The 24547-nt window shown below is 73.1% G+C and carries 27 protein-coding genes; 15 read left to right on the forward strand and 12 right to left on the reverse strand.

The genetic code is table 11. The annotated features are described in order from the left end of the window. Positions 1 to 121 precede the first annotated feature (121 nt). The 7 genes from E4P38_RS17865 to E4P38_RS17895 all read left to right on the forward strand — a co-directional run bounded on the left by E4P38_RS17865 (position 122) and on the right by E4P38_RS17895 (position 5290). On the forward strand, positions 122 to 916 hold the full coding sequence (locus tag E4P38_RS17865) for a TetR/AcrR family transcriptional regulator C-terminal domain-containing protein (protein WP_135133306.1): 795 nt from the start codon (positions 122 to 124) through the stop codon (positions 914 to 916). Between the two features lie 126 nt (positions 917 to 1042). Continuing rightward, complete coding sequence (locus E4P38_RS17870; protein ID WP_135133307.1) at positions 1043 to 1804, forward strand: PRC and DUF2382 domain-containing protein; 762 nt, start codon at positions 1043 to 1045, stop codon at positions 1802 to 1804. Between the two features lie 105 nt (positions 1805 to 1909). Beyond that, entirely contained in the window at positions 1910 to 2512 is a 603-nt protein-coding gene (locus E4P38_RS17875; protein ID WP_135133308.1) for a hypothetical protein, read from the forward strand. Positions 2513 to 2576: 64 nt separating this feature from the next. Next, entirely contained in the window at positions 2577 to 3227 is a 651-nt protein-coding gene (locus E4P38_RS17880) for a GNAT family N-acetyltransferase (protein ID WP_135133309.1), read from the forward strand. 96 nt (positions 3228 to 3323) lie between these two features. Beyond that, positions 3324 to 3665, forward strand: a complete 342-nt coding sequence (locus E4P38_RS17885; RefSeq protein WP_135133310.1) for a YciI family protein — start codon at positions 3324 to 3326, stop codon at positions 3663 to 3665. Between the two features lie 17 nt (positions 3666 to 3682). After that, positions 3683 to 4870 (forward strand): RNA polymerase sigma factor, encoded by a 1188-nt coding sequence (locus E4P38_RS17890; protein WP_245161120.1) that lies wholly within the window; start codon positions 3683 to 3685, stop codon positions 4868 to 4870. Positions 4871 to 4906: 36 nt separating this feature from the next. Next, positions 4907 to 5290 carry a VOC family protein gene (locus tag E4P38_RS17895; RefSeq protein ID WP_135133311.1) on the forward strand — a complete coding sequence of 128 codons (384 nt, stop codon included), beginning with the start codon at positions 4907 to 4909 and terminating at the stop codon, positions 5288 to 5290. Between the two features lie 16 nt (positions 5291 to 5306). Here E4P38_RS17895 and arfB read toward each other — a convergent pair whose 3' ends face one another. From arfB to yidD, 3 genes are all read right to left on the reverse strand, one after another. After that, on the reverse strand, positions 5307 to 5747 hold the full coding sequence (gene arfB, locus E4P38_RS17900) for an alternative ribosome rescue aminoacyl-tRNA hydrolase ArfB (protein WP_135133312.1): 441 nt from the start codon (positions 5745 to 5747) through the stop codon (positions 5307 to 5309). 4 nt (positions 5748 to 5751) lie between these two features. Further along, on the reverse strand, positions 5752 to 6792 hold the full coding sequence (locus E4P38_RS17905) for a phosphotransferase (protein ID WP_135133313.1): 1041 nt from the start codon (positions 6790 to 6792) through the stop codon (positions 5752 to 5754). A 61-nt stretch (positions 6793 to 6853) separates the two neighbouring features. Then, on the reverse strand, positions 6854 to 7333 hold the full coding sequence (gene yidD / locus E4P38_RS17910) for a membrane protein insertion efficiency factor YidD (RefSeq protein WP_135133314.1): 480 nt from the start codon (positions 7331 to 7333) through the stop codon (positions 6854 to 6856). A gap of 32 nt (positions 7334 to 7365) precedes the next feature. Between yidD and mmuM the strand changes: the two genes are divergently transcribed. Then, a complete protein-coding gene (gene mmuM, locus E4P38_RS17915; RefSeq protein ID WP_245161121.1) occupies positions 7366 to 8394 on the forward strand; it encodes a homocysteine S-methyltransferase in 1029 nt (342 codons plus the stop codon). Here the strand turns inward: mmuM and E4P38_RS17920 are convergent. Beyond that, positions 8343 to 9200, reverse strand: coding sequence for an SDR family oxidoreductase (locus tag E4P38_RS17920; protein WP_135133316.1), 858 nt, complete (start codon positions 9198 to 9200; stop codon positions 8343 to 8345). The genes mmuM and E4P38_RS17920 overlap by 52 nt on opposite strands. 103 nt (positions 9201 to 9303) lie before the next feature. Here E4P38_RS17920 and E4P38_RS17925 point away from each other — a divergent pair, with 103 nt between their 5' ends. The 6 genes from E4P38_RS17925 (at position 9304) to E4P38_RS17950 (ending at position 15190) form a co-directional block, all read left to right on the forward strand. Next, the gene (locus E4P38_RS17925; protein ID WP_135133317.1) at positions 9304 to 11856 is read left to right on the forward strand and encodes a DEAD/DEAH box helicase; all 2553 of its coding nucleotides are present in this window, start codon (positions 9304 to 9306) and stop codon (positions 11854 to 11856) included. 2 nt (positions 11857 to 11858) lie between these two features. Further along, positions 11859 to 12443, forward strand: coding sequence for a GNAT family N-acetyltransferase (locus tag E4P38_RS17930; RefSeq protein WP_209309171.1), 585 nt, complete (start codon positions 11859 to 11861; stop codon positions 12441 to 12443). 118 nt (positions 12444 to 12561) lie between these two features. Next, positions 12562 to 12750, forward strand: coding sequence for a hypothetical protein (locus tag E4P38_RS17935; protein ID WP_135133318.1), 189 nt, complete (start codon positions 12562 to 12564; stop codon positions 12748 to 12750). Between the two features lie 113 nt (positions 12751 to 12863). Beyond that, complete coding sequence (locus tag E4P38_RS17940; protein WP_135133319.1) at positions 12864 to 13577, forward strand: hypothetical protein; 714 nt, start codon at positions 12864 to 12866, stop codon at positions 13575 to 13577. 66 nt (positions 13578 to 13643) lie between these two features. After that, positions 13644 to 14426, forward strand: coding sequence for a sulfite exporter TauE/SafE family protein (locus E4P38_RS17945; RefSeq protein ID WP_135133320.1), 783 nt, complete (start codon positions 13644 to 13646; stop codon positions 14424 to 14426). After that, a complete protein-coding gene (locus tag E4P38_RS17950) occupies positions 14423 to 15190 on the forward strand; it encodes a sulfite exporter TauE/SafE family protein (protein WP_135133321.1) in 768 nt (255 codons plus the stop codon). Before E4P38_RS17945 ends, E4P38_RS17950 begins: the two co-directional genes overlap by 4 nt. Positions 15191 to 15215: 25 nt before the next feature. Here E4P38_RS17950 and E4P38_RS17955 read toward each other — a convergent pair whose 3' ends face one another. Both E4P38_RS17955 and E4P38_RS17960 read right to left on the reverse strand, forming a co-directional pair. After that, positions 15216 to 15788 carry a hypothetical protein gene (locus E4P38_RS17955; protein WP_135133322.1) on the reverse strand — a complete coding sequence of 191 codons (573 nt, stop codon included), beginning with the start codon at positions 15786 to 15788 and terminating at the stop codon, positions 15216 to 15218. A gap of 102 nt (positions 15789 to 15890) precedes the next feature. After that, positions 15891 to 16601: an HNH endonuclease family protein gene (locus E4P38_RS17960; RefSeq protein WP_209309172.1), complete on the reverse strand. Its 711-nt coding sequence runs from the start codon at positions 16599 to 16601 to the stop codon at positions 15891 to 15893. A 150-nt stretch (positions 16602 to 16751) separates the two neighbouring features. On the opposite strand from E4P38_RS17960, the gene lon reads away from it, so the two are divergent. Continuing rightward, entirely contained in the window at positions 16752 to 19097 is a 2346-nt protein-coding gene (lon, locus tag E4P38_RS17965; RefSeq protein ID WP_135133323.1) for an endopeptidase La, read from the forward strand. A gap of 39 nt (positions 19098 to 19136) precedes the next feature. Here lon and E4P38_RS17970 read toward each other — a convergent pair whose 3' ends face one another. The 6 genes from E4P38_RS17970 to E4P38_RS17995 all read right to left on the reverse strand — a co-directional run bounded on the left by E4P38_RS17970 (position 19137) and on the right by E4P38_RS17995 (position 24296). After that, entirely contained in the window at positions 19137 to 20807 is a 1671-nt protein-coding gene (locus tag E4P38_RS17970; protein ID WP_135133324.1) for an alpha-amylase family protein, read from the reverse strand. Then, the gene (locus E4P38_RS17975) at positions 20804 to 21790 is read right to left on the reverse strand and encodes a TIGR03885 family FMN-dependent LLM class oxidoreductase (RefSeq protein WP_135133325.1); all 987 of its coding nucleotides are present in this window, start codon (positions 21788 to 21790) and stop codon (positions 20804 to 20806) included. The genes E4P38_RS17970 and E4P38_RS17975 overlap by 4 nt, the downstream gene beginning before the upstream one ends. Before the next feature lie 60 nt (positions 21791 to 21850). Continuing rightward, on the reverse strand, positions 21851 to 22693 hold the full coding sequence (locus E4P38_RS17980; RefSeq protein ID WP_135133326.1) for a PASTA domain-containing protein: 843 nt from the start codon (positions 22691 to 22693) through the stop codon (positions 21851 to 21853). An 88-nt stretch (positions 22694 to 22781) separates the two neighbouring features. Then, complete coding sequence (locus tag E4P38_RS17985) at positions 22782 to 23435, reverse strand: hypothetical protein (protein ID WP_135133327.1); 654 nt, start codon at positions 23433 to 23435, stop codon at positions 22782 to 22784. After that, on the reverse strand, positions 23435 to 24061 hold the full coding sequence (locus tag E4P38_RS17990; RefSeq protein WP_135133328.1) for a LysE family translocator: 627 nt from the start codon (positions 24059 to 24061) through the stop codon (positions 23435 to 23437). The genes E4P38_RS17985 and E4P38_RS17990 overlap by 1 nt, the downstream gene beginning before the upstream one ends. A gap of 4 nt (positions 24062 to 24065) precedes the next feature. Continuing rightward, entirely contained in the window at positions 24066 to 24296 is a 231-nt protein-coding gene (locus E4P38_RS17995; RefSeq protein WP_135133329.1) for a hypothetical protein, read from the reverse strand. Positions 24297 to 24547: the final 251 nt, after the last annotated feature.

The following is a 24547-nucleotide window of genomic DNA, read 5'->3' on the forward strand; positions in this document are numbered from 1 at the left end:
GCCACCCTGGCGTCAACGCTGCGTTCCGTCGTCCTCACAAGAGGGCACCCGACGATGTGCAGACACCTCCGCGCAGTATGTGAACGACGTGAGCGGGGCTGCCGTACCGAAGGAGTGGGCCATGACTGCACCGGACGAGGACGCCGACCCCGACAGCCCCGAAGGCCGCGGTGGGGCCGCCAGCGTGATCCCGGCCGCGCCGGCCGGCTCGGGTCGCAGCGGCCTGGACCGACGGCGGATCCTGGGCGCAGCCATCGAGTTCATCGACGGGCAGGGCCTCAATGCCCTGACCATGCGCCGGCTCGGCGCCTACCTCGGCGTCGAGGGAATGGCCCTCTACCGGTACGTGCCCGGTCGGGAGAACCTCCTGGACGGCGTGGTCGAGTCCGTCATCGACGAGCTCTATGGCGATCCCGACGTCCACCTGGCCGCCTCCCACGGCTGGCAGGACTATCTCCAGCGCCTGGCGCACGGGGTGCGCAGGATCGCCCTCGCCCATCCCGAGGTCTTCCCTCTCGTGGCCACCCGCCCGCCCGCGGCACCGTGGGTCCGGCCGCCGCTGCGCAGCCTCCGCTGGGTGGAGTCGTTCCTCGACGCCCTGATCGACACCGGATTCACCGAGGAGTCCGCCGTCGCGGCGTACCGGGCCTACTCCAGCTTCCTGCTCGGCCATCTCCTGCTCGAGGTGTCGCAGAAGGGCGTGAAGATCAGCCCCGAGGACCACCCGGAGGGGGTGCCGGAGGCAGCGGCGGACACCGACCTCAGCGAGTACCCGACGGTCGTCCGCCTGGAGCCGCTGCTCTCCCTGGACGAGTCGGCGGCCGAGTTCGAGGAGGCGCTGGAGAACCTCCTCGGCCGGCTGGAGGTCGTCCTCCGGGAAGGCCGCACGCCCCGCCGCGGTGACCGGCGCACCTGACCGGCACGCCACGCGGGCGGTTCCGTTTACAACGTAAAGCTCCGGGCATGGTCCCTGGCGACCTTCGGTCGGCGGCACGCGCCGCGAAGGCCCCCCGACCGTTCAGCCATACCCACGAGGAGCGCAATGATCACCGAACAGCAGCTCAGCACAGTCATCGGCAGCACCGCCGTCGGCACCGACGGCAAGCTGGGCACCGTCGGCGAGGTGTACCTCGACGACGAGACCGGCCGCCCGGAGTGGGCCACGGTCCGCACCGGCCTCTTCGGCACCAAGGAGGCGTTCGTCCCCCTGGCGGACGCGGACCTGTCCGGAGCCGACCTCCGCGTCCCGTACGACAAGGACAAGGTCAAGAGCGCTCCGCACATCGAGTCCGAGGGGCACCTCTCCCCCACTGAGGAGGAGGAGCTCTACCGCTACTACGGCATCGGGTCCGCCGGGACCAGCGCCCCGGTCGCCGAGACGACGTCCCGTGGCACCGTCGGGCACGACACCTCCGGCCCCACCACCGACGACGCCATGACCCGCTCCGAGGAGCAGCTGCACGTCGGCACCCAGCGCGTCGAGGCCGGCCGCGCCCGGCTGCGCAAGTACGTCGTCACCGAGAACGTGACGCAGACCGTCCCGGTCTCCCACGAGGAGGTCCGGCTGGAGCGCGAGCCGATCACCGACGCCAACGTCGGGGACGCCCTCGCCGGCCCGGCCATCTCCGAGGAGGAGCACGAGGTCGTCCTGCACGCCGAGCGCCCCGTCGTCGCCAAGGAGGCCGTGCCGGTCGAGCGCGTGCGCCTGGACACGCAGACGGTGACCGAGCAGCAGACGGTGAACGAGACCGTGCGCAAGGAGCAGATCGAGCTCGACGCCGACGCAGACGTCCGCCGCTCCTGATCGTCCCGGCGCGGTCGGGCGGGCGACGCGTCCCGCCCGACCGCGCCGGCGCACTCCACATCCCATCCGCCGGGCAGCGATGTCCGGCGACTCCCGAGGAGCCTCATGTCCACGTTCGACTCCGCCCAGAGCGAGGGTGCCCACTCGACGAAGGGGGCGGCCCGCGACGCGGTCGACGCCCAGCGATCCCGCTACGGCGGCATCAAGTGGGGAGCGGCCTTCTTCGGCTGGCTCTCCGCGAACGGCCTGGCCGTGCTGCTGGTTGCCCTGCTGAGTGCCGCCGGCGTGGCCATCGGCCTCACCCAGGGCATTCCCAGCGCCGATGCGGCCACCGATGACGCCACCACGATCGGCGTCGTCGGAGGCATCGTCCTCCTGGTGATCCTGTTCCTGGCCTACCTCGCCGGCGGCTACGTGGCCGGCCGGATGGCCCGCTTCGACGGTGCCCGGCAGGGGGTCGCCGTCTGGGTGATCGGACTGCTCGTCGTCCTGGCGCTCGCGGTGGCCGGTCTGGTGTTCGGCTCGCAGTACAACGTGCTGCAGCAGCTCAACCTCCCCCGCATCCCGATCGACGAGGGCACCGCGACGACCGGCGGCATCATCGCGCTGGTCGCCGTCCTCCTGGTCACGCTGCTGGGCGCGATCCTCGGCGGCAAGCTCGGGGACCGCTACCACCGCAAGGTCGACCGCGCCGGCTTCGACGTCTGACGCAGGACCCCAGCACGGGGGGCCGTCCCTCGGGGGCGGCCCCCCGTCGTGGTCGAATGCCGGGGTGACTCCCCCGGGCCCGACCGTGCGGAGGGTCGACGACCCGGACGAAGAGGCACCCGACGTCCGGCTCGCCGAGCAGCGCGACGTGCCGCGGATCGCCGCCACCCTCACCATCGCGCTCGCCGACTCGCGCTGGACCCGCTGGGCCCTGCCCGACGACGGCCGGATGCAGCGCCTCACCCGCCTGAACGAGCTGGACGCCGGACACCGGGGCGTCGCCACACACACCGCCTGGGTCACCGAGGACGTCAGTGCGGTGGCTGTGTGGGAGCCGCCCGCGGGTACCGCTCCCCTGCCGGACGACGTCCGTGCCGCGCTGGCGCGCGAACTCCCGTACCTGGCCGCCGACCGGTGGGCCGCGGTTTCCGGGACCGCTGACCTGATCGCCGCCGCCCGCCCGGAGGCGCCGCACTGGTGGCTGGCGCACCTCGGCGTACGGCCGACGGCGCGACGGCGCGGCCTGGCGGCGGCCGTGCTCGCACCGGTACTGGTGCGCTGCGACACCGAGGGCACGTTGGCCGCGGCCGCCGTCCACAGCTGGGCCAACGTGCGGTTCCTGCGGGGCTTCGGCTTCGAGGTCACCCTGACCGGCCGGACGACGGACGACGAGCTCCCGCTCTGGGTGCTGGTGCGGCAGCCTCAGCGCCGCTGAGATCTCTTCGCCGGCCCTGTCGATCCGGCCGGTAGCCGTTCGTACAGAGGGTGAGCAGCCGGTGGGAGAACCGGCGCAGACCCGAGGAGGAACGAGATGCCGCAGTACCTGCTCACGATCTACCAACCCGACGGCGATCCGCCCCCGCCCGAGGTGATGGGCCCGGTGATGGCCCAGCTGGACGCGCTGAACCGGGAGATGCAGGAGGCCGGCGTGTGGGTCTTCGCGAACGGACTGCACCCCCCGGAGACCGCGACGGTGCTGCGGGTCGCGGGAGACGACGTCCTGCTCACCGACGGCCCCTACGTGGAGGGCAAGGAGCACGTCGGCGGGTTCGACATCATCGAAGCGCGGGATCTCGACGCCGCCCTGCACTGGGGCCGCAAGCTCGCCCGGGTGCTCACGCCGCTGCCGATCGAGGTCCGGCCGTTCTACTGACAGCCGAGATCGAGCGCGTGTTCCGGGAGCACTACGGGCGCGCGGTCGCGGTCCTGGTCCGTCTCCTCGGCGACATCGACGCCGCCGAGGAGGCGGTGCAGGACGCGTTCGTCACCGCCGTCGCGCGCTGGCCGACCGACGGCGTCCCGCCCAGCCCGGCCGGCTGGATCATCACCACCGCCCGGAACCGGGCCATCGACCGGATGCGGCGGGAGAGCTCCCGCACCGACCGGCACGTCCAGGCCGCGCTGCTCCGCGACGACACACCCCCGGCCGAGGAAGGGCCCGTGCGCGACGACCGACTGCGGCTGATCTTCACCTGTTGCCACCCGTCGCTCGCCGTCCCGGCGCAGGTCGCGCTGACCCTGCGACTGCTGGGCGGCCTGACCACGGCGGAGATCGCCGCGGCCTTCCTGGTGCCCGAAGCGACGATGGCCCAGCGCCTCGTCCGCGCCAAGGCCAAGATCCGCAACGCGCGCATCCCCTACCGGGTGCCGACCGAGGCCGAGCTGCCCGACCGGCTGCGCCCCGTCCTCGCCGTCGTCTACCTGGTCTTCACCGAGGGGCACCGCGCGACGTCGGGCGAGGCGCTCGTCCGCGAGGACCTCTGCGCGGAAGCGATCCGGCTCGGGCGGCTGCTGACGGAGCTCATGCCGGACGAGCCGGAGGTGACAGGTCTGCTGGCGCTGATGCTGCTCGTCGACTCGCGGCGCGCGGCGCGGACCGGCCCGGACGGCGGTCTCGTGCTGCTGGCCGACCAGGACCGCTCCTGCTGGGACCGGGCGCTGATCGCCGAGGGCCAGGACCTGGTCCGCCGATGTCTGCGCCGCAACCAGCCGGGCGCGTACCAGATCCAGGCCGCCATCAACGCCGTGCACAGCGACGCCGCCTCGACCGCCGACACCGAGTGGGGCCAGATCCTGGCGCTCTACGACCAGCTGGTGGCGGTGGCGCCCAGCCCGGTGGTCGCCCTGAACCGGGCGGTCGCGGTGGCCGAGGTGTCCGGGCCGTCGGAAGCCCTCGCCCTCGTGGACGGGCTCGACCTCGCCCGGTCCCACCTGCTGCACGCCGTCCGCGCAGACCTGCTGCGGCGGCTCGGCCGGGCGGACGAGGCGGCCGACGCCTACGAGGCCGCGATCGCGCTGGCGGGGAACGACCCGGAACGGGCCTTCCTCCGGCGGCGTCGCGCCTCGCTGGGCAGATGACCGGCCTGTCGGTGCTCGCGCGTAGCTTCGCGAAGCATGACCCCTGGCGGCGCGATCACCCTCGGCGCGGTGAACATGGAGGCAGCCGAACCCCGGGCTCTGGCGGCCTTCTGGGCGCGTCTGCTCGGAGGCGCGGTGACCGGAGATTCCCCGGACCATGCCTTCGTCGCCGCTCGGCACCCCGACGGCTTCGCCATGTTCTTCCAGAAGCGCGCGGGCCTGCGTCCCGAACGCCAGGGTCAGCACGTCGACCTCACCGTGCCGTGGGGATCCCGGCTCGAGGAGGTCGGCCGGGCGGTCGGTCTGGGTGCCACGCACCAGTGGGACGTGCTCGACGAGGTGCCCTGGGTGCGATGGTCCACGTTGCGCGACCCGGAGGGCAACCTCTTCTGCATCGCCGAGCACCCGCCGGGGCGCTGAGACCGGGACGGCCGCGCTAGTCCCAGGTGCGGCGCTGCTTCTTCAGCTGGCCGCGCTGCTTCTTCGCCTCGATCCGGCGCTCCTGAGAGCCCCGGGTCGGCTTCGTCCGGCGCCGGCTCGGCGGCGGCGGCGCGAGAGCGGCACGCAGGACGGCGGCCAGCCGCTCCCGCGCGGCCTGGCGGTTGCGCAGCTGCTGACGGTGCTCGCTGGCGGCGATCGTCAGGACGCCGTCCACCAGCCGGGACCCCAGACGGGCCGCGAGCCGCTGCTGCTGGTGCTCGGTCAGCCCCGGGAGATCCAGCGGCGCGACCGACAGCTCGACCCGTGAGTCGGCGGTGTTGACGCCCTGGCCGCCCGGGCCCGACGAGCGGGAGAACCGCCAGTTCAACGAGGAAGCGGGGACGACGACGGAGCCGGTGACCACGAGGTCGCCGGACGGCTCGTCGGTCGCTGCCATGGGCTCAGTGTCCGGCCTGCACGGACGCCGGGGCGATGAGGGTGCCCGGTTCGAGGTGCTCGGCCGTCCACCCGGGAACGCTGTCCTGCCACTCGGTCCGCTCGGCCGCGTGCACGCCGCGAAGAATCCGCCGCCAGGTGAGCGCCCGCTGCAGGGGTCCGACCGCGAGGGCCAGGTCGCACTGGTGCCGGAGCTCGGGCAGGGTGCCGTGGTCGCGCCAGACGTCGAGGTAGGCGTCCCGGAGCCGGAGCAGCGCGGCATCTCCGTTCGGGACGCCGAGCGCGTCCTGCGCCACCCGGAGCGTCACCAGCAGGCTGAGGAAGGGATGGGAGACGACGGCGTCACCCCAGTCGAAGAAGCGGTGCCGCCCCTCGCCCACGAACACGTTCGCGTCGTGCAGGTCGTCGTGCTGCAGCGTGGGCGGGATGCCGGAGTCCGCCAGCCGGCCGCACAGGTCCTCGTACCGACCGAGGTCGGCGGCCACCCGGTCGCGGACCGCCGTGCTGAGTCCGCCGGGACGCCCCAGGAGCAGGGCCTCGTCGTCCGCGAGCAGGTCCCGGACCAGGCCGGGCAGCCGCTCGAGCCGGGCATCCGGCACGCCGAGACCCACCATCTTCTCGGCGCGCGGAACCAGCTCGAGCTGCAGCAGCGCGTAGTCGCGTAGCAAGGCCGTCCAGGCATCGACGGACGCGGCCCCGCCGGCAGCGCGCAGGGTGGGGCCCCCGTCGGGGAGCAGCATCAGCCGGCGGCCGGGATGCATCGCGAGCGGGACGAGGACGCGGTCGGGCACCCACGCGCCGAGCGCCGTGGCCAGCGGCGGCTCGTGCGCGGAACCCGGACCGACGGACTTGAGCCACACCGCGCCGCCGTCCACGGGCAGGCGGAAGACCGTGGACCAGGGGTACACGTGCGGCTGTTCCGCCTCGCCGCTCAGCGCTTTCCCACGCAGGCGGAGCTGCTCGACCGCCCAGGCCAGAGCATCGTCCCGCCAGGCCGGGTCCTGCCACGTACTGATCCCGGTCGTAGTGGCGCCGTCGGTGCTCACCGGGCGACGCTAGGTGAGGGCATCGGCGGGCCGCACCTGCTTTACCTGCTTTACCGGCAGGTCAGGTGGCCGCGGGCACCGGGTCCGGGCCTCCAACGGCCCCGGGACGGCAGCGGACCAGCCGGCGCAGGGTGAGCCAGGTGCCGCGGCCGGCGCCGTGCTGCTCGAGGGCCTGCACCGCGTAGGCCGAGCACGTCGGGGTGAAGTGGCAGCACGGCGCGCGCTTCGGGCTGATCTCCCGCTGATAGACCCGCACCGCGGCCACCAGCCGGTCGGCGAGCCGGGTGCCCCGCTCCCCCGTGCCGCTCCTGCGCACCTGCCGCACGGTGGCCGGCGCCAGGAGGAAGGAGTCGGTGCCGCAGCCGATGAAGTTGGCCAGGCAGCAGCCGGTGTTCAGCAGGAACAGATCGCGCAGGCAGGAGTCGTTGGGCCGGCCGTACCCGCGCCCGTAGCCAGGGCCGTAGCCATAGCCCGGTCCGCCGTACCCGCGTCGGGACCGCCGCCGCCGCGGACCCCAGCCACTGCTCCAGATGAACACCATGGGGGTGGCAGTACCGCGCGATGATCGTGTCCATGCGTTCTCTCGCCGAGGCCCTCGCCACCGGCACCGTGATCCTCGACGGCGGGCTGTCCACCGAGCTCGAGGCGCGTGGTCACGACGTGAGCTCGGCGCTCTGGTCGGCGCGGCTGCTGCGGGACGACCCCGGCGCGATCGTCGCGGCGCATGCGGCCTTCGCCGCGGCCGGCGCCCAGGTCGCGACGACGGCGAGCTACCAGGCCACGGTCGAGGGCTTCGGCGCGGCCGGGGTCGACGCCACCGAGGCCCGCCGGCTGATCGCCTCCTCGGTCGCGCTCGCCCGCGAGGGTCAGGGGGACGGCTGGGTCGCCGGCTCGGTCGGTCCGTACGGCGCGATGCTCGCCGACGGGTCGGAGTACACCGGGGCCTACGTGGACGCCCTGTCGGTCGCTCGTCTGCGCGCGTTCCACCGGCCGAGGATGGAGCTGCTGGCCGAGGCCGGCGCCGACGTCCTGGCCTGCGAGACCGTGCCCGCCGCGGCCGAGGCGGAGGCGCTGATCGCCGAGGCCGACGCGCTCGGGATCCCGGTCTGGCTGTCGCTCACCACGGTGCTCGACGGCGACGGCGTCGCCCGAACCCGGCGGGGAGAGCTCGCCGCCGACGTGTTTGCGATGGCCGCCTCCGTCGACGCCGTGATCGCCGTCGGCGTGAACTGCACCGCACCGGCAGCGATCGGCGCGGCGGTCGCGGCGGCGTCCGTCGCCGGGAGGCCGGTCGTCGTCTACCCGAACAGCGGCGAGAGCTGGGACGCCGTCGGCCGCCGGTGGACCGGCACCCCCGGGATCGCGACGGACGACGTCCCCCCGTGGGTCGACGGCGGTGCCCGGCTGGTCGGCGGCTGCTGCCGCGTCCGACCGTCCGACATCGAGCGGGTCGCCATGATGATCAGGAGACCTGATCATAAAGGGTCCTGGCTCACCGTCGGTGGTGAGCCAGGACCCAGAATGATCAGGAGACCTGATCATCACGCCGGTCAGAGGATGGGTTTGCCGCCGGTCACCGCGATGCGGGCGCCGGAGATGTAGCTCGCCTCGTCGCTGGCCAGCAGGACGTAGGCCGGTGCGAGCTCGGCCGGCTGGGCGGCCCGGCCCATCGGCACCTGCTCCCCGAAGCCCTCCACCTTCTCCGGCGGCATCGTCGCCGGGATCAGCGGCGTCCAGACCGGGCCGGGCGCGACACTGTTCGCCCGGATGCCCCTCTCCGCCAGCATCTGCGCCAGGCTCGCGGTGAAGTTCGCAATCCCGGCCTTGGTCATCGCGTAGGGCGCGAGGTCGGGGCTGGGCATGTCGGAGTTCACCGAGGACGAGTTGATGATCGAGGCGCCCGGCTGCATGTGCGGGATGGCCGCCTTGCAGAGGATGAACATCGCCGAGAGGTTCACCGCGAGCGTGTGGTCCCACTCCTCGTCGGCGACCTCGTCGAGCGAGGGGTGGCTCATCTGGAACGCGGCGTTGTTCACCAGGACGTCGACCCGCCCGAACACCTCGACCGCCCTCGGGATGATCGTCGTGACGTGGGCGCGGTCGGCCAGGTCGCCCGCCACCAACAGGCACCGGCGGCCGGCTTCCTCCACGTACTTCGAGGTGTCCTTGGCGTCCTCGTGCTCGTTCAGGTACGAGATCAGGACGTCGGCGCCCTCACGCGCGAACGCGATGGCCACGGCTCGGCCGATGCCGCTGTCCCCGCCGGTGATCACCGCGACCTTGCCGGTCAGCTTCCCGGAGCCGCGGTAGCTCTCCTCGCCGTGGTCTGGCTTCGGATCCATCTTCCCGAGCACGCCGGGAGGCTCCTGCTGCTGCGCGGGCTGCGATTCGGGGCGGGGTTCGGCCACGTCGTCCTCCTCTGTGCGTCGTCGTCGGGGACCGCCTACCCGCGCGGCGCACGAGGACACCTGCGCGGGAAGGGAACGCGCGTCAGGCACGCTGTTCCTCACGATGTCCTCCTCCCTTGCCGCTCCGCCCCTGCTCGACGACGCCGGTGACCTGTCCACGCTGCGCGCGAAGGGAGCCGATCCCGACGAGCTGTTCGCCTCCTTCGCCGAGTGGGCCGAGGCCAGCGGCACCGTGCTGTACCCCGCGCAGGAGGAGGCGCTGATCGAACTGGTCAGCGGCGCGAACGTCGTCCTGGCGACCCCGACCGGGTCGGGCAAATCGCTCGTGGCCACCGGCGCCCAGTACGCAGCCCTGGCGGCGGGACGACGGAGCTACTACACGGCGCCGATCAAGGCGCTGGTCAGCGAGAAGTTCTTCGCGCTCTGCGGCGTCTTCGGTGCGGCCAACGTCGGCATGCTCACCGGCGACGCCAGCGTCAACCATGACGCCCCGATCATCGCCTGCACCGCGGAGGTGCTGGCCAACATCGCCCTGCGGGAGGGCGCCGACGCCGACATCGGCCTCGTGGTCATGGACGAGTTCCACTTCTACGGCGACCCCGACCGCGGCTGGGCCTGGCAGGTACCGCTGCTGGAGCTGCCGAAGGCGCAGTTCCTGCTGATGTCGGCGACCCTGGGCGACGTCACGAGCCTGCGCGAGGACCTGACCCGCCGCACCGGCCGAATGACGGCGCTGGTCGCCAACGCCGAGCGCCCGGTGCCGCTGCACCACTACTACGCGACGACGCCGATGCACGAGACGATCCAGGACCTCCTGGACACCAAGCAGGCGCCGGTCTACGTCGTCCACTTCACCCAGGCCTCGGCGCTGGAGCGCGCGCAGGCGCTGATGAGCGTCAACGTCTCCACCAAGGAGGAGAAGGCCGCGATCGCCGACATGATCGGTGGGTTCCGGTTCTCCTCCGCCTTCGGCACCACCCTCAGCAGGCTGGTCCGGCACGGCATCGGCGTCCACCACGCCGGGATGCTGCCCAAGTACCGGCGGCTGGTCGAGCAGCTGGCCCAGGCCGGCCTGCTCAAGGTCATCTGCGGCACCGACACCCTCGGCGTCGGCATCAACGTGCCGATCCGCACCGTCGTGTTCTCCGCGCTGAGCAAGTACGACGGCACCCGCACCCGGCTGCTGCAGGTGCGCGAGTTCCACCAGATCGCCGGGCGCGCGGGCCGGGCGGGATACGACACCGCGGGAACCGTCGTCGTCCAGGCGCCGGAGCACGAGGTCGAGAACCTCAAGCAGTTCGCGAAGGTCGCCGACGACCCGAAGAAGCGCCGCAAGCTGGTGCGCAAGAAGGTGCCCGACGGCATGGTGCCGTGGAGCGAGTCGACGATGAACCGGCTGGTCGAGGGCGAACCCGAGAAGCTGACCAGCAACATGCGGGTGTCGACGTCGATGATCCTCGACGTCGTCGACCGCCCCGGTGACCCGTTCGTCGCCATGCGCCGGCTGCTGACGGAGAACCACGAGCCGCGCAAGAAGCAGCTCCAGCACATCCGCGACGCCATCGGGATCGCCCGGTCGCTGCTGCAGGCCGGCGTCCTGGAGCGGCTGCCCGAGCCCGAGCCCGACGGACGGCGCTACGACCTGACCCTCGACCTGCCGCCGGACTTCGCGCTCAACCAGCCGCTGTCCACCTTCGCGCTGGCCGCCATCGAGGTGCTCGACCCCGAGGCCGACACCTATCCGCTCGACGTCGTGAGCGTCATCGAGGCGACCCTCGACGACCCGCGCCAGATCCTCGCCGCGCAGCTGAACAAGGCCAAGGGCGAGGCGGTCGCGCAGATGAAGGCCGAGGGCATCGAGTACGACGAGCGGATGGAGCTCCTCGAGGAGGTCACCTATCCGAAGCCGCTCGAGGAGCTGCTCGGGCACGCCTTCGAGGTCTACCGGCAGACCAACCCGTGGGCCGCGGACGGGTTGCTGTCACCGAAGGCGATAGTCCGGGAGATGTGGGAGCGGGCGTTCACCTTCCGGGAGTTCGTGAACACCTACGGGCTCACGCGCTCGGAGGGTGCGGTGCTCCGCTACCTGTCCGATGCCTTCAAGGCGCTGCGCTCGGGAGTGCCCGCGGTGGCGCGCACCGAGGAGGTCACCGACATCGTCGAGTGGCTCGGCGAGCTGGTGCGGCAGGTCGACTCCTCGCTGCTGGACGAGTGGGAGCAGCTCACCTCGCCCGACCAGCCGCTCGACGTCCCGGTGTCCGTGCCCGCGCGGCCGCGACCGCTCACCGGCAACGAGCGCGCGTTCACCGCGATGGTCCGCAACGCCCTGTTCCGCCGCGTGGAGCTCTTCGCTCGCCGTCGCTGGTACGACCTCGGCGAGCTGGACGGCGATTCCGGCTGGGGCGCCGACCGGTGGGAGGAGGTCGTGCGGGCCTACTTCGCCGAGCACGAGGAGGTGCAGACCGGCGCCGACGCGCGCGGCCCCGCCCTGCTCATCGTGGACAAGTCCGAGCCCGGCCTCTGGAAGGTGCGGCAGATCCTCGACGACCCCGACGGGAACCACGACTGGGGCTTCGACGTCGCGGTCGACCTGGAGGCCTCCGACGAGGAGGGCACCGCGGTGATCCGGCTGGTGGACGCCGGCCGCAAGGACTGAGCGTGGATCTCCGGCACGTGCTCACCCCTCGACTCCGGCTCGACGCCGTCGTCCCTGCTGACCTGGACGAGCACGTCGCCCTGATGTCCGATCCCGGGGTCTGGGCGCACCTGCCGTCGGGCCGGCACACCTCACCGGACCAGACCATGACCGGCATCGGTCACTCGGTGCGCCACTGGGCCACCGACGGGCTCGGCTACTGGTCCGCCCGGCTCCGCCACGACCTGCCCGGGACGCCGCTCCGGTCCGGGGCCCTCGTCGGCACCGGCGGCTGCGCCGTCCGGGTGGAGACGGCATGGTGGAACCTCTACTACCGGCTGACCCCGCCGGCCTGGGGGCTGGGCCTCGCCGCCGAGCTGGTGAGTGCGGCGATCGACGCCGCCCACACCGTCCACCCCGACCTTCCGGTGATCGCCTACCTGCTGGAGCACAACGCGCAGTCCCGGGGCCGGGCCGAGCGCGCCGGACTGTCCCTGGTCTGGCGCGGACCGGATGCGGGCAACCCCGACCCGGCCGCCGTGCGCCTGGTCTACGCCGACCGACCGCTGGCCGGCGAACTGCTCGAGAAGGTCACCGCGCACCCGTGAGAGCGGCGGAGCGCCCGCCGGAATGGCGGGCGCCCTACCGCCCTCGTAACCTCGCGACCAGGACCGGTCGGAGGACCGACTCTCGCCCCGGACCCGGCGACCCTTCTGAGGAGCGGGCATGGCCGAGAGCACCACGACCACGCTTCCCGGGCCGGCGCCATCGACGCGGCCGACGTGCCCGGGGACGGTGACGTGGCTGACCGCGCCGGAGCCGGAGGTCCGCGTCTGCGTCCTCCGCAGCGGGCACGTCGGAGACCATCGGGACGCGGCGGGCTACCCGTGGAACGACGCACGCTGGTTGGACTGATCCGTCACCGGATCGTGTCCGATCCCGTGCCGATTCTGCCGCCACAGCGGTCGGCGCGGTCCTACCCTCGGTAGCAGCGGGTGCTCCCCTCGCCCGCGCCGTCGGAGGACCCGATGACAGAACGCCTGCAGCCCCACGGTTCCAACCATCGAACGGCGCGCAGGCGGGCGCCGCGGTCACGGACAGCCGGCGCAGGGACGCTTCCCGTCCCGCCGCCCCGGTATCGGGCCGCGGCGGCCGAGCCGACCATCCTCGGCTTCCCCGCGGAGGTCCCCGGGGACGACGAGCTGTCGGTCGGGCACGCCGGCCCCGACGTGTCCCCGCCGGAGTTGGCGGTCGTCAAGCGGGCCGACCCGTTCGGCGCCGGTGCGCTCGTCCTGGCCGGCGTCGCCGCGAACGTGAGCCTCCTGTTGTCCTGGTCGCCGGGCGAGGGGCCCACGGGCGTGTCCCTGGTCAAGCGAGGTGTGGAGGCCCTCGGCGCCGGTGTCGGCGACGCCCCGCCGGTCGTCTGGCAGCCCATCGTCGTGGTGGTGAGCGGCGGGATCCTCATCCTGCTCGGGCTGCTCCTGCTCGTCCCCGCACGGGCCCACCGGCTCGTCGGGGTGCTGGCGCTCGTCGTCTCCCTGGCCGGCGCGGCCGCGGTCGTCCTCCTGATCGCCGACAGCGGGCTGGCCGACGACCGGTTCGGCCCCGGCATGTGGTGCGCCGTCGCCGTTCCCGTTCTCGGCGTGCTCGGCGCGCTGAAGGCCATGCTCACCGTCCCGCTGGTCACGCTCGCTCCACTCGGCTCTGCGCCCTCCAGCGAGGACGCCGGGGCCGAACTGTGAGCTGATCGACCCCGGTCCGACCGGCGCGGCTCCCGGACGCCGTGCGACGCTCCCGGCGATGCACGGATGACAGGGTGGGAGATGCTGGCGGTCGCCGCCGCCGGGTTCGCCGCCGGCGGCATCAACGCCGTCGTGGGCTCGGGAACGCTGGTCACCTTCCCGGTGCTGCTGGCCGTCGGCCTCCCCCCGGTGACCGCGACGGTCAGCAACTCCCTCGGCCTGGTGCCGGGCAACCTGACCGGCGCAATCGGCTACCGCCGCGAGCTGACGGGCCAGCGGCGGCTCCTGGTCCGGCTGCTCCCCGCCTCCATGCTCGGTGCGCTGACCGGGGCGTTCCTGCTCCTGCACCTCCCGGCGTCGAGCTTCGAGGCGATCGTGCCGGTGCTCGTCGGTCTGGCGGTCGTGCTCGTCGCCGTCCAGCCGGCGGTGCAGCGCGCCCTCGCCCGACGGCGCCCGGCCGGGGACGTCGGGCCCGTCGAGGTCGGGCCCGGCCGGATGGCCGCACTGTTCGCCGGCGCCTACGTCACCGGCACCTACGGGGGGTACTTCGCCGCCAGCCAGGGCGTCCTGCAGATCGGCATCTTCGGGCTGCTCCTGCGCGAGTCCCTGCAGCGGCTGAACGCGATCAAGAACGTGCTGACCACGGCGGTGAACGGGGTGGCCGCCGCGACGTACGTGGTGGTCGCCACCGACCGCGTGGACTGGCGGGCAGCGGGTCTCATCGCCGTCGGCGCAATCCTCGGCGGCTACACCGGCGCCCGGTTCGGCCGGCGTCTGCCGGCAGCTGTCCTCCGGACGGCGATCGTCGTCCTCGGGCTGATCGCCATCGCGGTGCTGCTGACCCGGTGAGCGCCCTCGAGTTCGCCCTCCTCGTCCTCGCCGGGATCGGCGCCGGGCTGACCGGCAGCATCGCCGGCCTGGCCTCGCTGATCAGCTACCCGGCGCTCCTGGCCGTCGGGCTGCCACCCGTCACCGCGAACGTCACCAACACCGTGGCGCTGGTGCTCAACAGCGTCGGCTCGGTCAGCGCGTCGCGGCCCGAGCTCCGGGGTCAGACCCGACGGCTCCTGCCGCTGGCGATCGCCGCCGTCCTGGGCGGGACCACCGGGGCGGTCCTGCTCCTGCTGACCCCCTCCGGCGCCTTCGAGCGCCTCGTCCCGTTCCTGATCGCCGCAGCCTCGGCAGCCATCCTCGTCCAGCGCCCGCCCCGCGAGCTCGCCGCCGAAGGCGCCGCCCACCATCGTGACCACCGCGACCCGTGGTGGCTGGCCGCCGGCACGTTCGCCATCGGCATCTACGGCGGATATTTCGGGGCGGCTGCCGGCGTGCTGCTGCTCGCGATGTACCTGCTGGGCACCGGCGAGACGCTGCCCCGCGGCAACGCGATGAAGAACGTCATCCTCGGTGTCGCGAACGCCGTCGCGGCCGTGGGCTTCGTCGTGTTCGCCTCCATCGCCTGGTCGGCGGCGCTGCCCCTGGCCATCGGCCTCTTCGCCGGCGGACGGCTCGGCCCCCGGGTCGTGCGGCGGGCACCGCAGACCGCGCTGCGCCGGGTGATCGCCGTTGCCGGCCTGGGTCTGGCGATCACCCTGGGGATCCAGGCGTACCGCTAGCCCGACCGGTCAGCCGTGCCCGCGGTCAGCGGCTGACGTACGTCGAAAGGAACAGCACGAACGCGCTGGACAGCAGCAGCAGCCGGGCGGGCGTCAGGCCGTTGAGCAGGCCGGCGGTCGCCTCGACCCAGGCGGGGCGGACGACGGCGTCGCGCGCACGCTGGCGGTTCATGCGCACCTCGTCGGCCAGCAGGATGCCCGACGTGCCGAGCATGCCGAGGCCCAGGACGACGAACACCAGCGCGAGCCGGTCCTCGAAGCTCTCGGCGGTGCTGGCCAGGAAGAGGACGGCGACGACGCCGAGCACCAGGCCGAGCAGGCCGCCGGCGACCGGCGCCCAGGGGCCCATCATCGTCAGCGGGCCCCGGCGGGGCATCCGCGGCGTCGGGCGCACCGTCACCGGCGCGGTGGGGTGCATCCCGGGTACGAGGTCGCCCTCGGGGTGCTCGGCCGCGACGTTGGGTGCATCCCGATCGGGGGCAGGGACGGGCGGGGCGGCCGGCGTCGCGCCGGACTCCGGTGTGGTCGCGGCAGGGCGGACCACCGGGATCTCGGCGGTACCGGTGCCCAAGGACGGGGTTCCGTTGCGTTCACTCATGTCTGATCACCTCGCTGTCCACGCTAGGCGGAGGCATCCCGTGACCCTGGGACGCCGCCCCGGCGGTCCGGTCACGCAGCGTGATGCCGCGCCGGTCAGGGCTCAGCAAGTGGCGAGCAGTGACTTCAGCGCCGCCGACTCCGCCGGGCTGACGGCCAGGACGTAGCGGTCCTTCACCGTGATCACGACGGTCGCGTACGAGCAGCCGTAGCCGGGGTCCGACGGAACCCACTCATCAGCCGTCGAGTCGCCCTTCGCGGAGTTCTCCGCCCGCGTCGTGGCCATCAGGTTGGTCAGGTCGTTGGCGAAGGCCTGCCGCTGCTCCACCGGCCACGCCGCCGCCCCCTGGACCCACGCCGCGGCGAGCGGAACGACGTGGTCGATGGGCACCAGCGCGGCCTCGGCCTTCTCGAACACCACGCTCGCCCCGGTGTAGGGGTCGTCCAGCACCCCGGCGATCACCACGCAGTCGTGCGTCCCCTCCCGCACCTGCACTCCGGTGAGGTCGCGGTGCAGGACGTCGTTGCGCTGGTCGCAGCCGTTGCGGTCGACGTCGGCCCAGGCCGGCCCGAAGACGCAGCCCTCCCCCTCGCCGCAGCCGCGCTCGTAGCCGTCCAGGGCCGACTTCTCGGCCACCGGCAACGCGGCCAGCGCCGCCGCGGCCGCCGTCGGGTCGAGCGTCCCCGCGGGGACGTCGCCCTGCCCGGCCGACGTGAGCGTGGGCTGCGCGGGTTCCTCGAGCTCCCACTCGAAGGTGCAGCCGGTGAGCGCGAGAAGGACGGCGAGCAGGACGAGTACGGCGGAACGGGGCACGGTCGGACGGTACGAGCGCGCACCTCCGCTTCTCCGGACCGACAGGCACTCGGCGCGGCTCCGCCGTCAGCGAACACGGGTAAGGCTGCCCTTCCCCATGCGTTGTCCAGGTCAACCGGTGTTCGTGCCGGAGTGGTCTGAGGAGAACGAGTGAGCACTACCGAACGCCTGCCGCTGTTGCCGCTGGACGACACCGTCGTCCTGCCCGGCATGGCGGTCCCCGTTGAACTGGGCGACGCCGAAGCGCGCGTCGCCGTGGACGCCGCCGGAACCCAGGAGGGGCCGGCGCGCGTCCTCCTGACCCCGAGACTGGACGGTCGTTACGGCGGCATCGGCACGATCGCCGTCGTGGAGCAGGTCGGTCGGCTGCCCGGCGGGCAGCCCGGCGCGCTGGTCCGCGGCGTGAGCCGCGCCCGGATCGGCGCCGGGACCACCGGTCCCGGCGGCGCCCTGTGGGTCGAGATCTCCGCGCTCCCGGACGAGGGCGCCGGCCTGCGCGCCCAGGAACTCGCCCGTGAGTACAAGGGCCTCGTCGTGTCCGTCCTGCAGCAGCGCGGGGCGTGGCAGCTGATCGACGGCGTCCAGCGGCTGACCGACCCCTCGGCGGTCGCCGACACCGCGGGCTACGCCGCGTACCTCGACGCCGACCAGAAGCTGACCCTGCTGGAGACCGCCAATGTGATCCTCCGGCTGGAGCTGGCGATCCGCTGGGCCCGCGAGCACCTCGCGGAACTCGACGTCGCGGAGACGATCCGCAAGGACGTCCAGGAGGGCATGGACCACCGTCAGCGCGAGTTCCTGCTCCGTCAGCAGCTGGCCGCCGTCCGCAAGGAGCTGCGTGAGCTCGCGGGTGGCGAGGGTGACGAGCCCGCCGACCTGCGCTCCCGCGTCGAGGCCGCCGACCTGCCCGAGCACGTCCGCGAAGCGGCGCTGCGGGAGGTCGACAAGCTCGAGCGCACGTCCGAGCAGTCGCCCGAGGCCGGCTGGGTGCAGACCTGGCTGGACACCGTGCTCGAACTGCCGTGGTCGGTACGCACCGAGGACGCCTACGACGTGGCCGGCGCCCGCGCGGTGCTCGACGCCGACCACACCGGTCTGGACGAGGTCAAGGACCGGATCACCGAGTACCTCGCGGTGCGCAAGCGGCGCGAGGAGCGCGGACTGGGCGTCGTCGGGGGCCGCCGCAGCGGTGCCGTGCTGGCGCTGGTCGGCCCGCCCGGCGTGGGCAAGACCTCGCTGGGCGAGTCGGTGGCCCGCGCGATGGGGCGCAACTTCGTCCGCGTGGCGCTCGGCGGCGTCCGGGACGAGGCCGAGATCCGCGGCCACCGGCGCACCTACGTCGGCGCGCTTCCCGGCCGGATCGTCCGGGCCATCCGCGAGGCCGGGTCGATGAACCCGGTGGTCCTGCTCGACGAGGTGGACAAGCTCGGCAGCGACTACCGCGGCGACCCCGCGGCCGCGCTGCTCGAGGTGCTCGACCCGGCGCAGAACCACACGTTCCGCGACCACTACCTCGAGGTGGAGCTCGACCTGTCCGACGTGGTCTTCCTGGCCACGGCCAACGTCCTGGAGGCGATCCCGGCCGCCGTGCTGGACCGGATGGAGGTCGTCCGGCTGGACGGCTACACCGAGGACGAGAAGGTCGCCATCGCCCACGACCACCTGCTGCCCCGGCAGCTGGAGCGGTCCGGGCTGACCGCCGACGAGGTGACGGTCGACGATGACGTCCTGCGGACGCTGGCCGCCGACTACACCCGGGAGGCCGGGGTCCGTGAGCTGGAGCGCCAGCTGGCCCGGCTGCTGCGGAAGGTCACCGCGCGGCTGTCGTCGGACACCGACGCCGTCCACGTCGGCACCGGCTCGCTGCGCGACCTGATCGGCCGGCCGCGGTTCACCCCCGAGTCGGCCGAGCGCACGGCGCTGCCCGGCGTCGCGACCGGCCTGGCCGTCACCGGAGCCGGTGGGGACGTCCTGTTCGTGGAGGCCTCGCTGGCCGATCCCGAGACGGGTGCGACCGGGCTGCGGTTGACCGGTCAGCTGGGTGACGTGATGAAGGAGTCGGCGCAGATCGCGCTGTCCTTCCTGCGCTCGCACGGTGCCGAGCTCGAGCTCCCGGTGTCGGACCTGAAGGACCGGGAGGTTCACGTGCACGTCCCGGCGGGTGCGGTGCCCAAGGACGGGCCGAGTGCCGGCGTCACGATGGTCACCGCGCTGGCCTCGGTGCTCTCGGGCCGGACCGTGCGCAACGACGTGGCGATGACCGGTGAGGTGTCCCTGACCGGTCGGGTGCTGCCGATCGGCGGGGTCAAGCAGAAGCTCCTCGCCGCCCACCGCGCCGGCATCACCGATGTGCTCCTGCCGGCGCGCAACGAGCCGGACCTCGACGACGTCCCCGCGGCCGTCCGTGACGTGCTGACCGTCCACCTGGTCAGCGACGTGCGGGACGTCCTGGCGTTGGCGCTGGAACCGGCGACCACGGCGGCTCTGGCGGCCTGACCTGCGTTCCTGAGGGGCCTTCATGGCCGTGAAGGCCCCTCAGACCAGGCGCCTGCTGTCCGGACCGACGACCCGCAGCCAGCGGTAGCCGTAGCCCTCCAGCGCGAGCTCGACCCTCCCCTTGTCCGACACCGGCGTGCTGCCGTCGGCGAGGAGGTCCACCAGCCGGTGCGTGGCGTCGCAGTCCTCCAGCGTCAGCGGCACGGTGCGCGGCTCGGGTCCGAGATTGTGGACGGCGACCATCGTGCCGTCGTCCCAGACGCACGCGTGCGCGAGCACCGACAGGTGCGGCTGGTCCAGGACGGTGAACCTCCCCCAGCCCAGCTCGGGTGACTCCCGGTATCGGCTGACCAGCAGCTTCATGAAGGACAGCAGTGAGTCGGGGTCGTGCCGCTGGTCCTGGACGTTGACGAACTCCGGCGCGAATCCACCGGAGACGACGGGCCCTGGCAGCCGACGGGGCTCGGCGGTGGAGAAGCCGCCGTTGCGGCCGGCGGTCCACTGCATGGGCGTCCGGACGGCGAGGCGGCCCTCGGCGTCCAGGTCCTCCCCCATGCCGATCTCCTCCCCGTAGAAGAGCACCGGGGTGCCGGGCAGGGAGAACAGCAGGCTGTAGACCATGCGGATCCGCCGTGGATCGCCGTCCAGCATCGGTGGCAGCCGCCGGCGCAGACCGCGGCCGTAGACCTGCATGCTCTCCTCGGGACCGAAGGCGGCGAACACCTCCGCGCGTTCGTCGTCGGAGAGCTTGTCGAGGGTGAGCTCGTCGTGGTTGCGCACGAAGGTCGCCCACTGCGAGTCCGGCGACAGCGCCGGGCGGGACGTGAGGGCGTCGACGAGCGGCCCGACGTCCCCGCGGGCCATGGCGAGGTAGAGCGCCTGCATGCCGATGAAGTCGAACTGCATGGTCAGCTCGTCGCCGTCGGTGCCGCCGAAGAACTCCAGCTGGCCCTCGTGCGGCAGGTTGACCTCGCCGAGCAGGACCCCGTTGCCGGAGCGGCGGCCGACCAGCGAGCGCAGCGACCGCAGGAACTGGTGCGGCTCGGGGAACGCCCCGTCGTCGGTGCCGTCGGTCTCCAGGAGGAACGGGACCGCGTCGACGCGGAAGCCCGACAGGCCCAGCTGCAGCCAGAAGCCCATGACCTTGGCGATCTCGTCGCGGACCTTGGGGTTAGTGACGTTGAGGTCGGGCTGCTCCTTGTAGAAACGGTGCAGGTACCACTCGCCCGTGGGCTCCGACTTCGTCCAGATGCTCGTCTCCTGGTCGGGGAAGACGACCTCCGCACTTGTGTCCGGGGGCGGGTCGGAGCGCCAGACGTAGAAGTCGCGGAACGGCGAGTCCGTGCTGGCTTCGGCCGAGCGGAACCACGGGTGCTTGCGTGAGGTGTGGTTGACGACGAGGTCGGCGATCACCCGCATGCCCCGGTCGTTCGCCGTCCGGATGACCTCGACCAGGTCGCCGTGGCTGCCCAGCCGCGGGTCCACGCCGTAGAAGTCGGTGATGTCGTAGCCGTCGTCGCGCTCGGCGGTCGGATAGAAGGGCATCAGCCACAGACAGGTGACGCCGAGGTCGGCGAGGTGGTCGATCCGCTGGGCGAGGCCCGCGAAATCGCCGATGCCGTCGCCGTTCCAGTCCAGAAACGTCTCGACGTCGAGGCAGTAGACGACGGCGGTCTTCCACCACAGGTCGGACGTGTCGGTGATCCTCACAGCGCCACCGCCGGCTCGGGGGCGGTGACGCCCAGCTGCGGAAGGACGTGCTCGCCGAACGCGTCCAGGAAACCCCGCTGCTCGACGCCGACGTGGTGCAGGTAGATCTCGTCGAAGCCGAGATCGGCGTACTCGGCGAGCCAGGCGGCGTGCTCGGCGAGGTCGCTCGACACCCGGACCACCTTCGCGACGTCCGCCGGGGTCACGTGGACGCTGGCCAGGTCGAAGGCCTCCGGGGTGTCGAGGTCCCAGCACAGCGGCGGCGGGAAGACGTTGCTGTGCCACTCCTCGAACGCCATCGCCAGCGCCCGGTCGGGGTCGGGGTCGTAGGAGACGTGCACCTGGATCACGAGCTTCCCGCGGCCACCGGCGTCGCGGTAGGCGGCGACCATCTCGCGCAGGGTGTCGTGCGGCTGGTTGATGGTGACCAGCCCGTCGGCCCACTCCGCGCCGCGGCGGGCCGTGGCGACGGTCACCGCGGGCGCGATGAGCGCCGGCGGCTGCTCGGGCAGCGTCCAGATCTTCGCCCGGTCGACGGTGACCAGCCCGTCGTGGGTCACCTCCTCACCGGCCAGCAGCGCGCGGATCACGTCCACGCATTCGCGGAGGCGGGCATCGCGCTGGTCCTTGCGGGGCCACTTGTCGCCGGTGATGTGTTCGTTCATCGCCTCGCCGCTGCCCAGGGCCACCCAGAACCTGCCGGGGAACATCGCCCCCAGGGTGGCGATCGCCTGGGCGACGATCGCCGGGTGGTAGCGCTGCCCCGGAGCGTTGACCGCCCCGAACGGCAGGGACGTCGTGGCCAGCGCGGCGCCCAGCCACGACCACGCGAAACCCGAGTGGCCCTGCCGGGAGTTCCAGGGGGCGAAGTGGTCGGAGCACATCGCCGCGGTGAAGCCCACCTCCTCGGCGTGCCGGACGGCGTCCAGCAGCTGGGCGGGGTGGACCTGCTCGTGCGAGTTGTGGAATCCGATCACCGGCATGCCGCCATGCCTACCGGGGGCCGGTCGCCGCGGCCATCCGGCCCGAGGCCCGACCGGCGCCTACGGGAGCAGCGGCGGCGGAACCGTCGTCCCGTCGTACAGCGCGGTCAGCGCCTGGTTCCAGGCCGCCTGGGCCTCGGCGCGGACCTCCGCGTACCGCGCGAGCGAGGACTCCCGCCCCACGCCGTCAGCGCTCAGCAGTGTCCGGGCGGCGTCCGTCCACCGCTGCGTCGCGGCCACCAGGTCCTCGTGGGTACCGGCGCGCCGGCTCCCGTTCGGCGGCACGAATCCGGCGACGCGGTCACGCACCATGGTCGCGGCGTCGACGGCTGTCCCCACCACGGTGCTCTGGTCGTATCCGTAGTCCTCGCTGCGGACCCCGTCTGCCGTGGCGTCGATCTCGGCGAAGACGTTGGTGGCGAGCCGCAGCACGGGGTCGACGTCGTTGATGTAGGCGGTGACCGACTCGGCCCGGGCCTGCGCGCCTGCTGCCTCCTCGGCCGCGTCACGCGCCTCCTGCGCCGCCCGCTCCTCCTGCTCCTTCGCCTCCTGAGCGGCGAACTCCTGGGCAACCGGGGAGCCGGCGGGCAGCAGGTCGACCGTCCGGCGCTCGTCGCGCTTTCCCACCTGGAAGGCGACCGTCTCATCCAGGGCCACCGATGCGCCGGCGGCCGGGTCGGATTCCAGGACGACCCAGTTGGCGTCGCGGATGATCGCCCGCTCGTCGAAGGCGTCGCTGTCGTCGAACTCCTCGAATCCGAGCTCCTCGAGCACCCGGTGCGCCTCGTCCAGGGGCAGGCCGACGACGTCGGGAAGACGCACCTGCTCGGCGGCGCACCCCGACATCAGGGCCAGCACGGACAGGAGCAGGGTCAGGAACAGGCCTGTGGAACGCGATCTCACGCGCGCACCGTAAGGAGGACTTCGCCGCCGTCCCGGTTGGACGGCGGCGACACGTGACGCCAGTGACGGACGCGGGCGCTGTGGCCAGTCAGCCGAGCAGGTCGGCGATCAGCACGGGGTGGTTCGCGATGTCGAGGTGCGCCCCCGCCAGCCCGCCGTGCACCGGCCATCCGCGGCGGCGCGCCTCGACGGCCGCGTCGTCGTAGGCCGGTGAGAGCTGGAGGTAGCGGGCGCCGTCCTCCGGCCAGGTCCCCGGCACCGGGACAGCGACGTCGTAGAAGTCGCCCGGGAGCTCGTGCCCGTCCGCCTCGATCGCTGCCCGGACGCCGGCGTCGGGCACCAGCTCCACGAGCGCGTCGGGGCCCCACCACGTCGTCCAGTCGGCGATGCGCCCGTTCCGGACCAGACCGGCCACCCGCGCCCGGATGTCGTCGTCCGCCTCGGTCGCCCCGGAGGGCGCCGGTATGAGCGCGTCGACCCAGACGACCTGCCGGGCGCCGACCTCGGCCGCCACGGCGGGCAGCGTCACCCCGGCGCCGGAGAACCCGAGGACCGCATCGGCCGGCCCGGCGGCCGCGGCCAGACGCACCCACCGCTCCGGCCAGCCATCCGCCTCGGCGACGGCCGCGCGCAGATCGGGGACGTGCACGGTGGCGCCGCGCCGGCTCAGCTCCTCGGCGAGCGGCCCCAGGATCGCGGGGCCGAGCAGTGGAGGATGGACCAGCAGCCAGTCGGTGGCCATCAGCGGGGAAGCGCCAGCTTGATCCCGAACCCGACGAGCGTCGTGCCGGTGACGCCGTCGATCGCCCGGACCGTCGCCGGGCGGCGCAGCCGGCGCCCCAGAGCCGTGGCCAGCGTGATCAGCACGGCGAACCAGACCACCGAGATGAGCGCGTGCACGCCGGCGAGCAGCAGGCCGACGGCCAGTGGGTCGCTGCCCGAGGGCAGGAACTGCGGCAGCAGTGCGACGTAGAAGACGCCCACCTTGGGATTGAGCAGGTTGGTCGCGAGTCCCTGCCGCGCCGCCCGCCACGGTGAGCTGTCCGTGGTGCCGTCCGGCTCGACCCCGGCGGTGCCCCGGACCGCGCGGACCAGCAGGCGCAGGCCGAACCAGACGAGGTAGGCGGCGCCCGCGTAGCGCAGGACGTCGTAGGCGAGCTGCGACGCGGTGAGCAGCGCCGAGACGCCGACGGCGGCGGCGGCGCCCCAGACGAACAGCCCGGCCACGATGCCCGCGGCGGTCGCGGCCGCATCGCGACGGCTGCGCGTCAGGGCCGCCCGCAGCACCAGGGCCGTGTCGAGCCCGGGCGTGAGGGTGAGCGCCAGCGCCACGACGGCGAAAGCCGCGACCGCGGTGCCGAGGCTCATCCGTTCATGATGCCGCGCGCAGTGCGGCGATCCACCACTGCACCGCCGGCACCGACGGCTCGAACGTCGGCCGGCCGTGAAGCATCCCGAGCAGCTGCCAGTACCGCTCGACGCGGGCGTCGGTGAAGGTGGCCAGCCGGTCGGCCAGCACCGCCCGACGGTCCGGGATCGCCGCGCGACCGTCGTCCAGCAGGTCGGCGACCAGCCGCTCAGCCGCAGGACTCCCGGCGACCACTCCGTCGGCCAGCGCGGCGCCCCAGCGTCTGCATCCGGCCGGCGTCCAGACCGGTCGCGTCGGGCTCCTCCGGAGACGGCTCCTCCGGGAGCTCCGCCGGCAACGTACGCATCCCGGCGGCGATGCCGGCCCCCCGGGGCGTCGTCGGGTACGCCGGCGAACACGCGCTCCACGAACTCGTCGATCATCTGCTGCCGCTCACGGGCGGACAGCGTGGCCAGGTCGTGCACGATCCGCATCTCCTCAGCGGT

The sequence above is a fragment of the Blastococcus sp. CT_GayMR16 genome (assembly GCF_004570875.1).
Classification (GTDB): Bacteria; Actinomycetota; Actinomycetes; order Mycobacteriales; family Geodermatophilaceae; genus Blastococcus_B.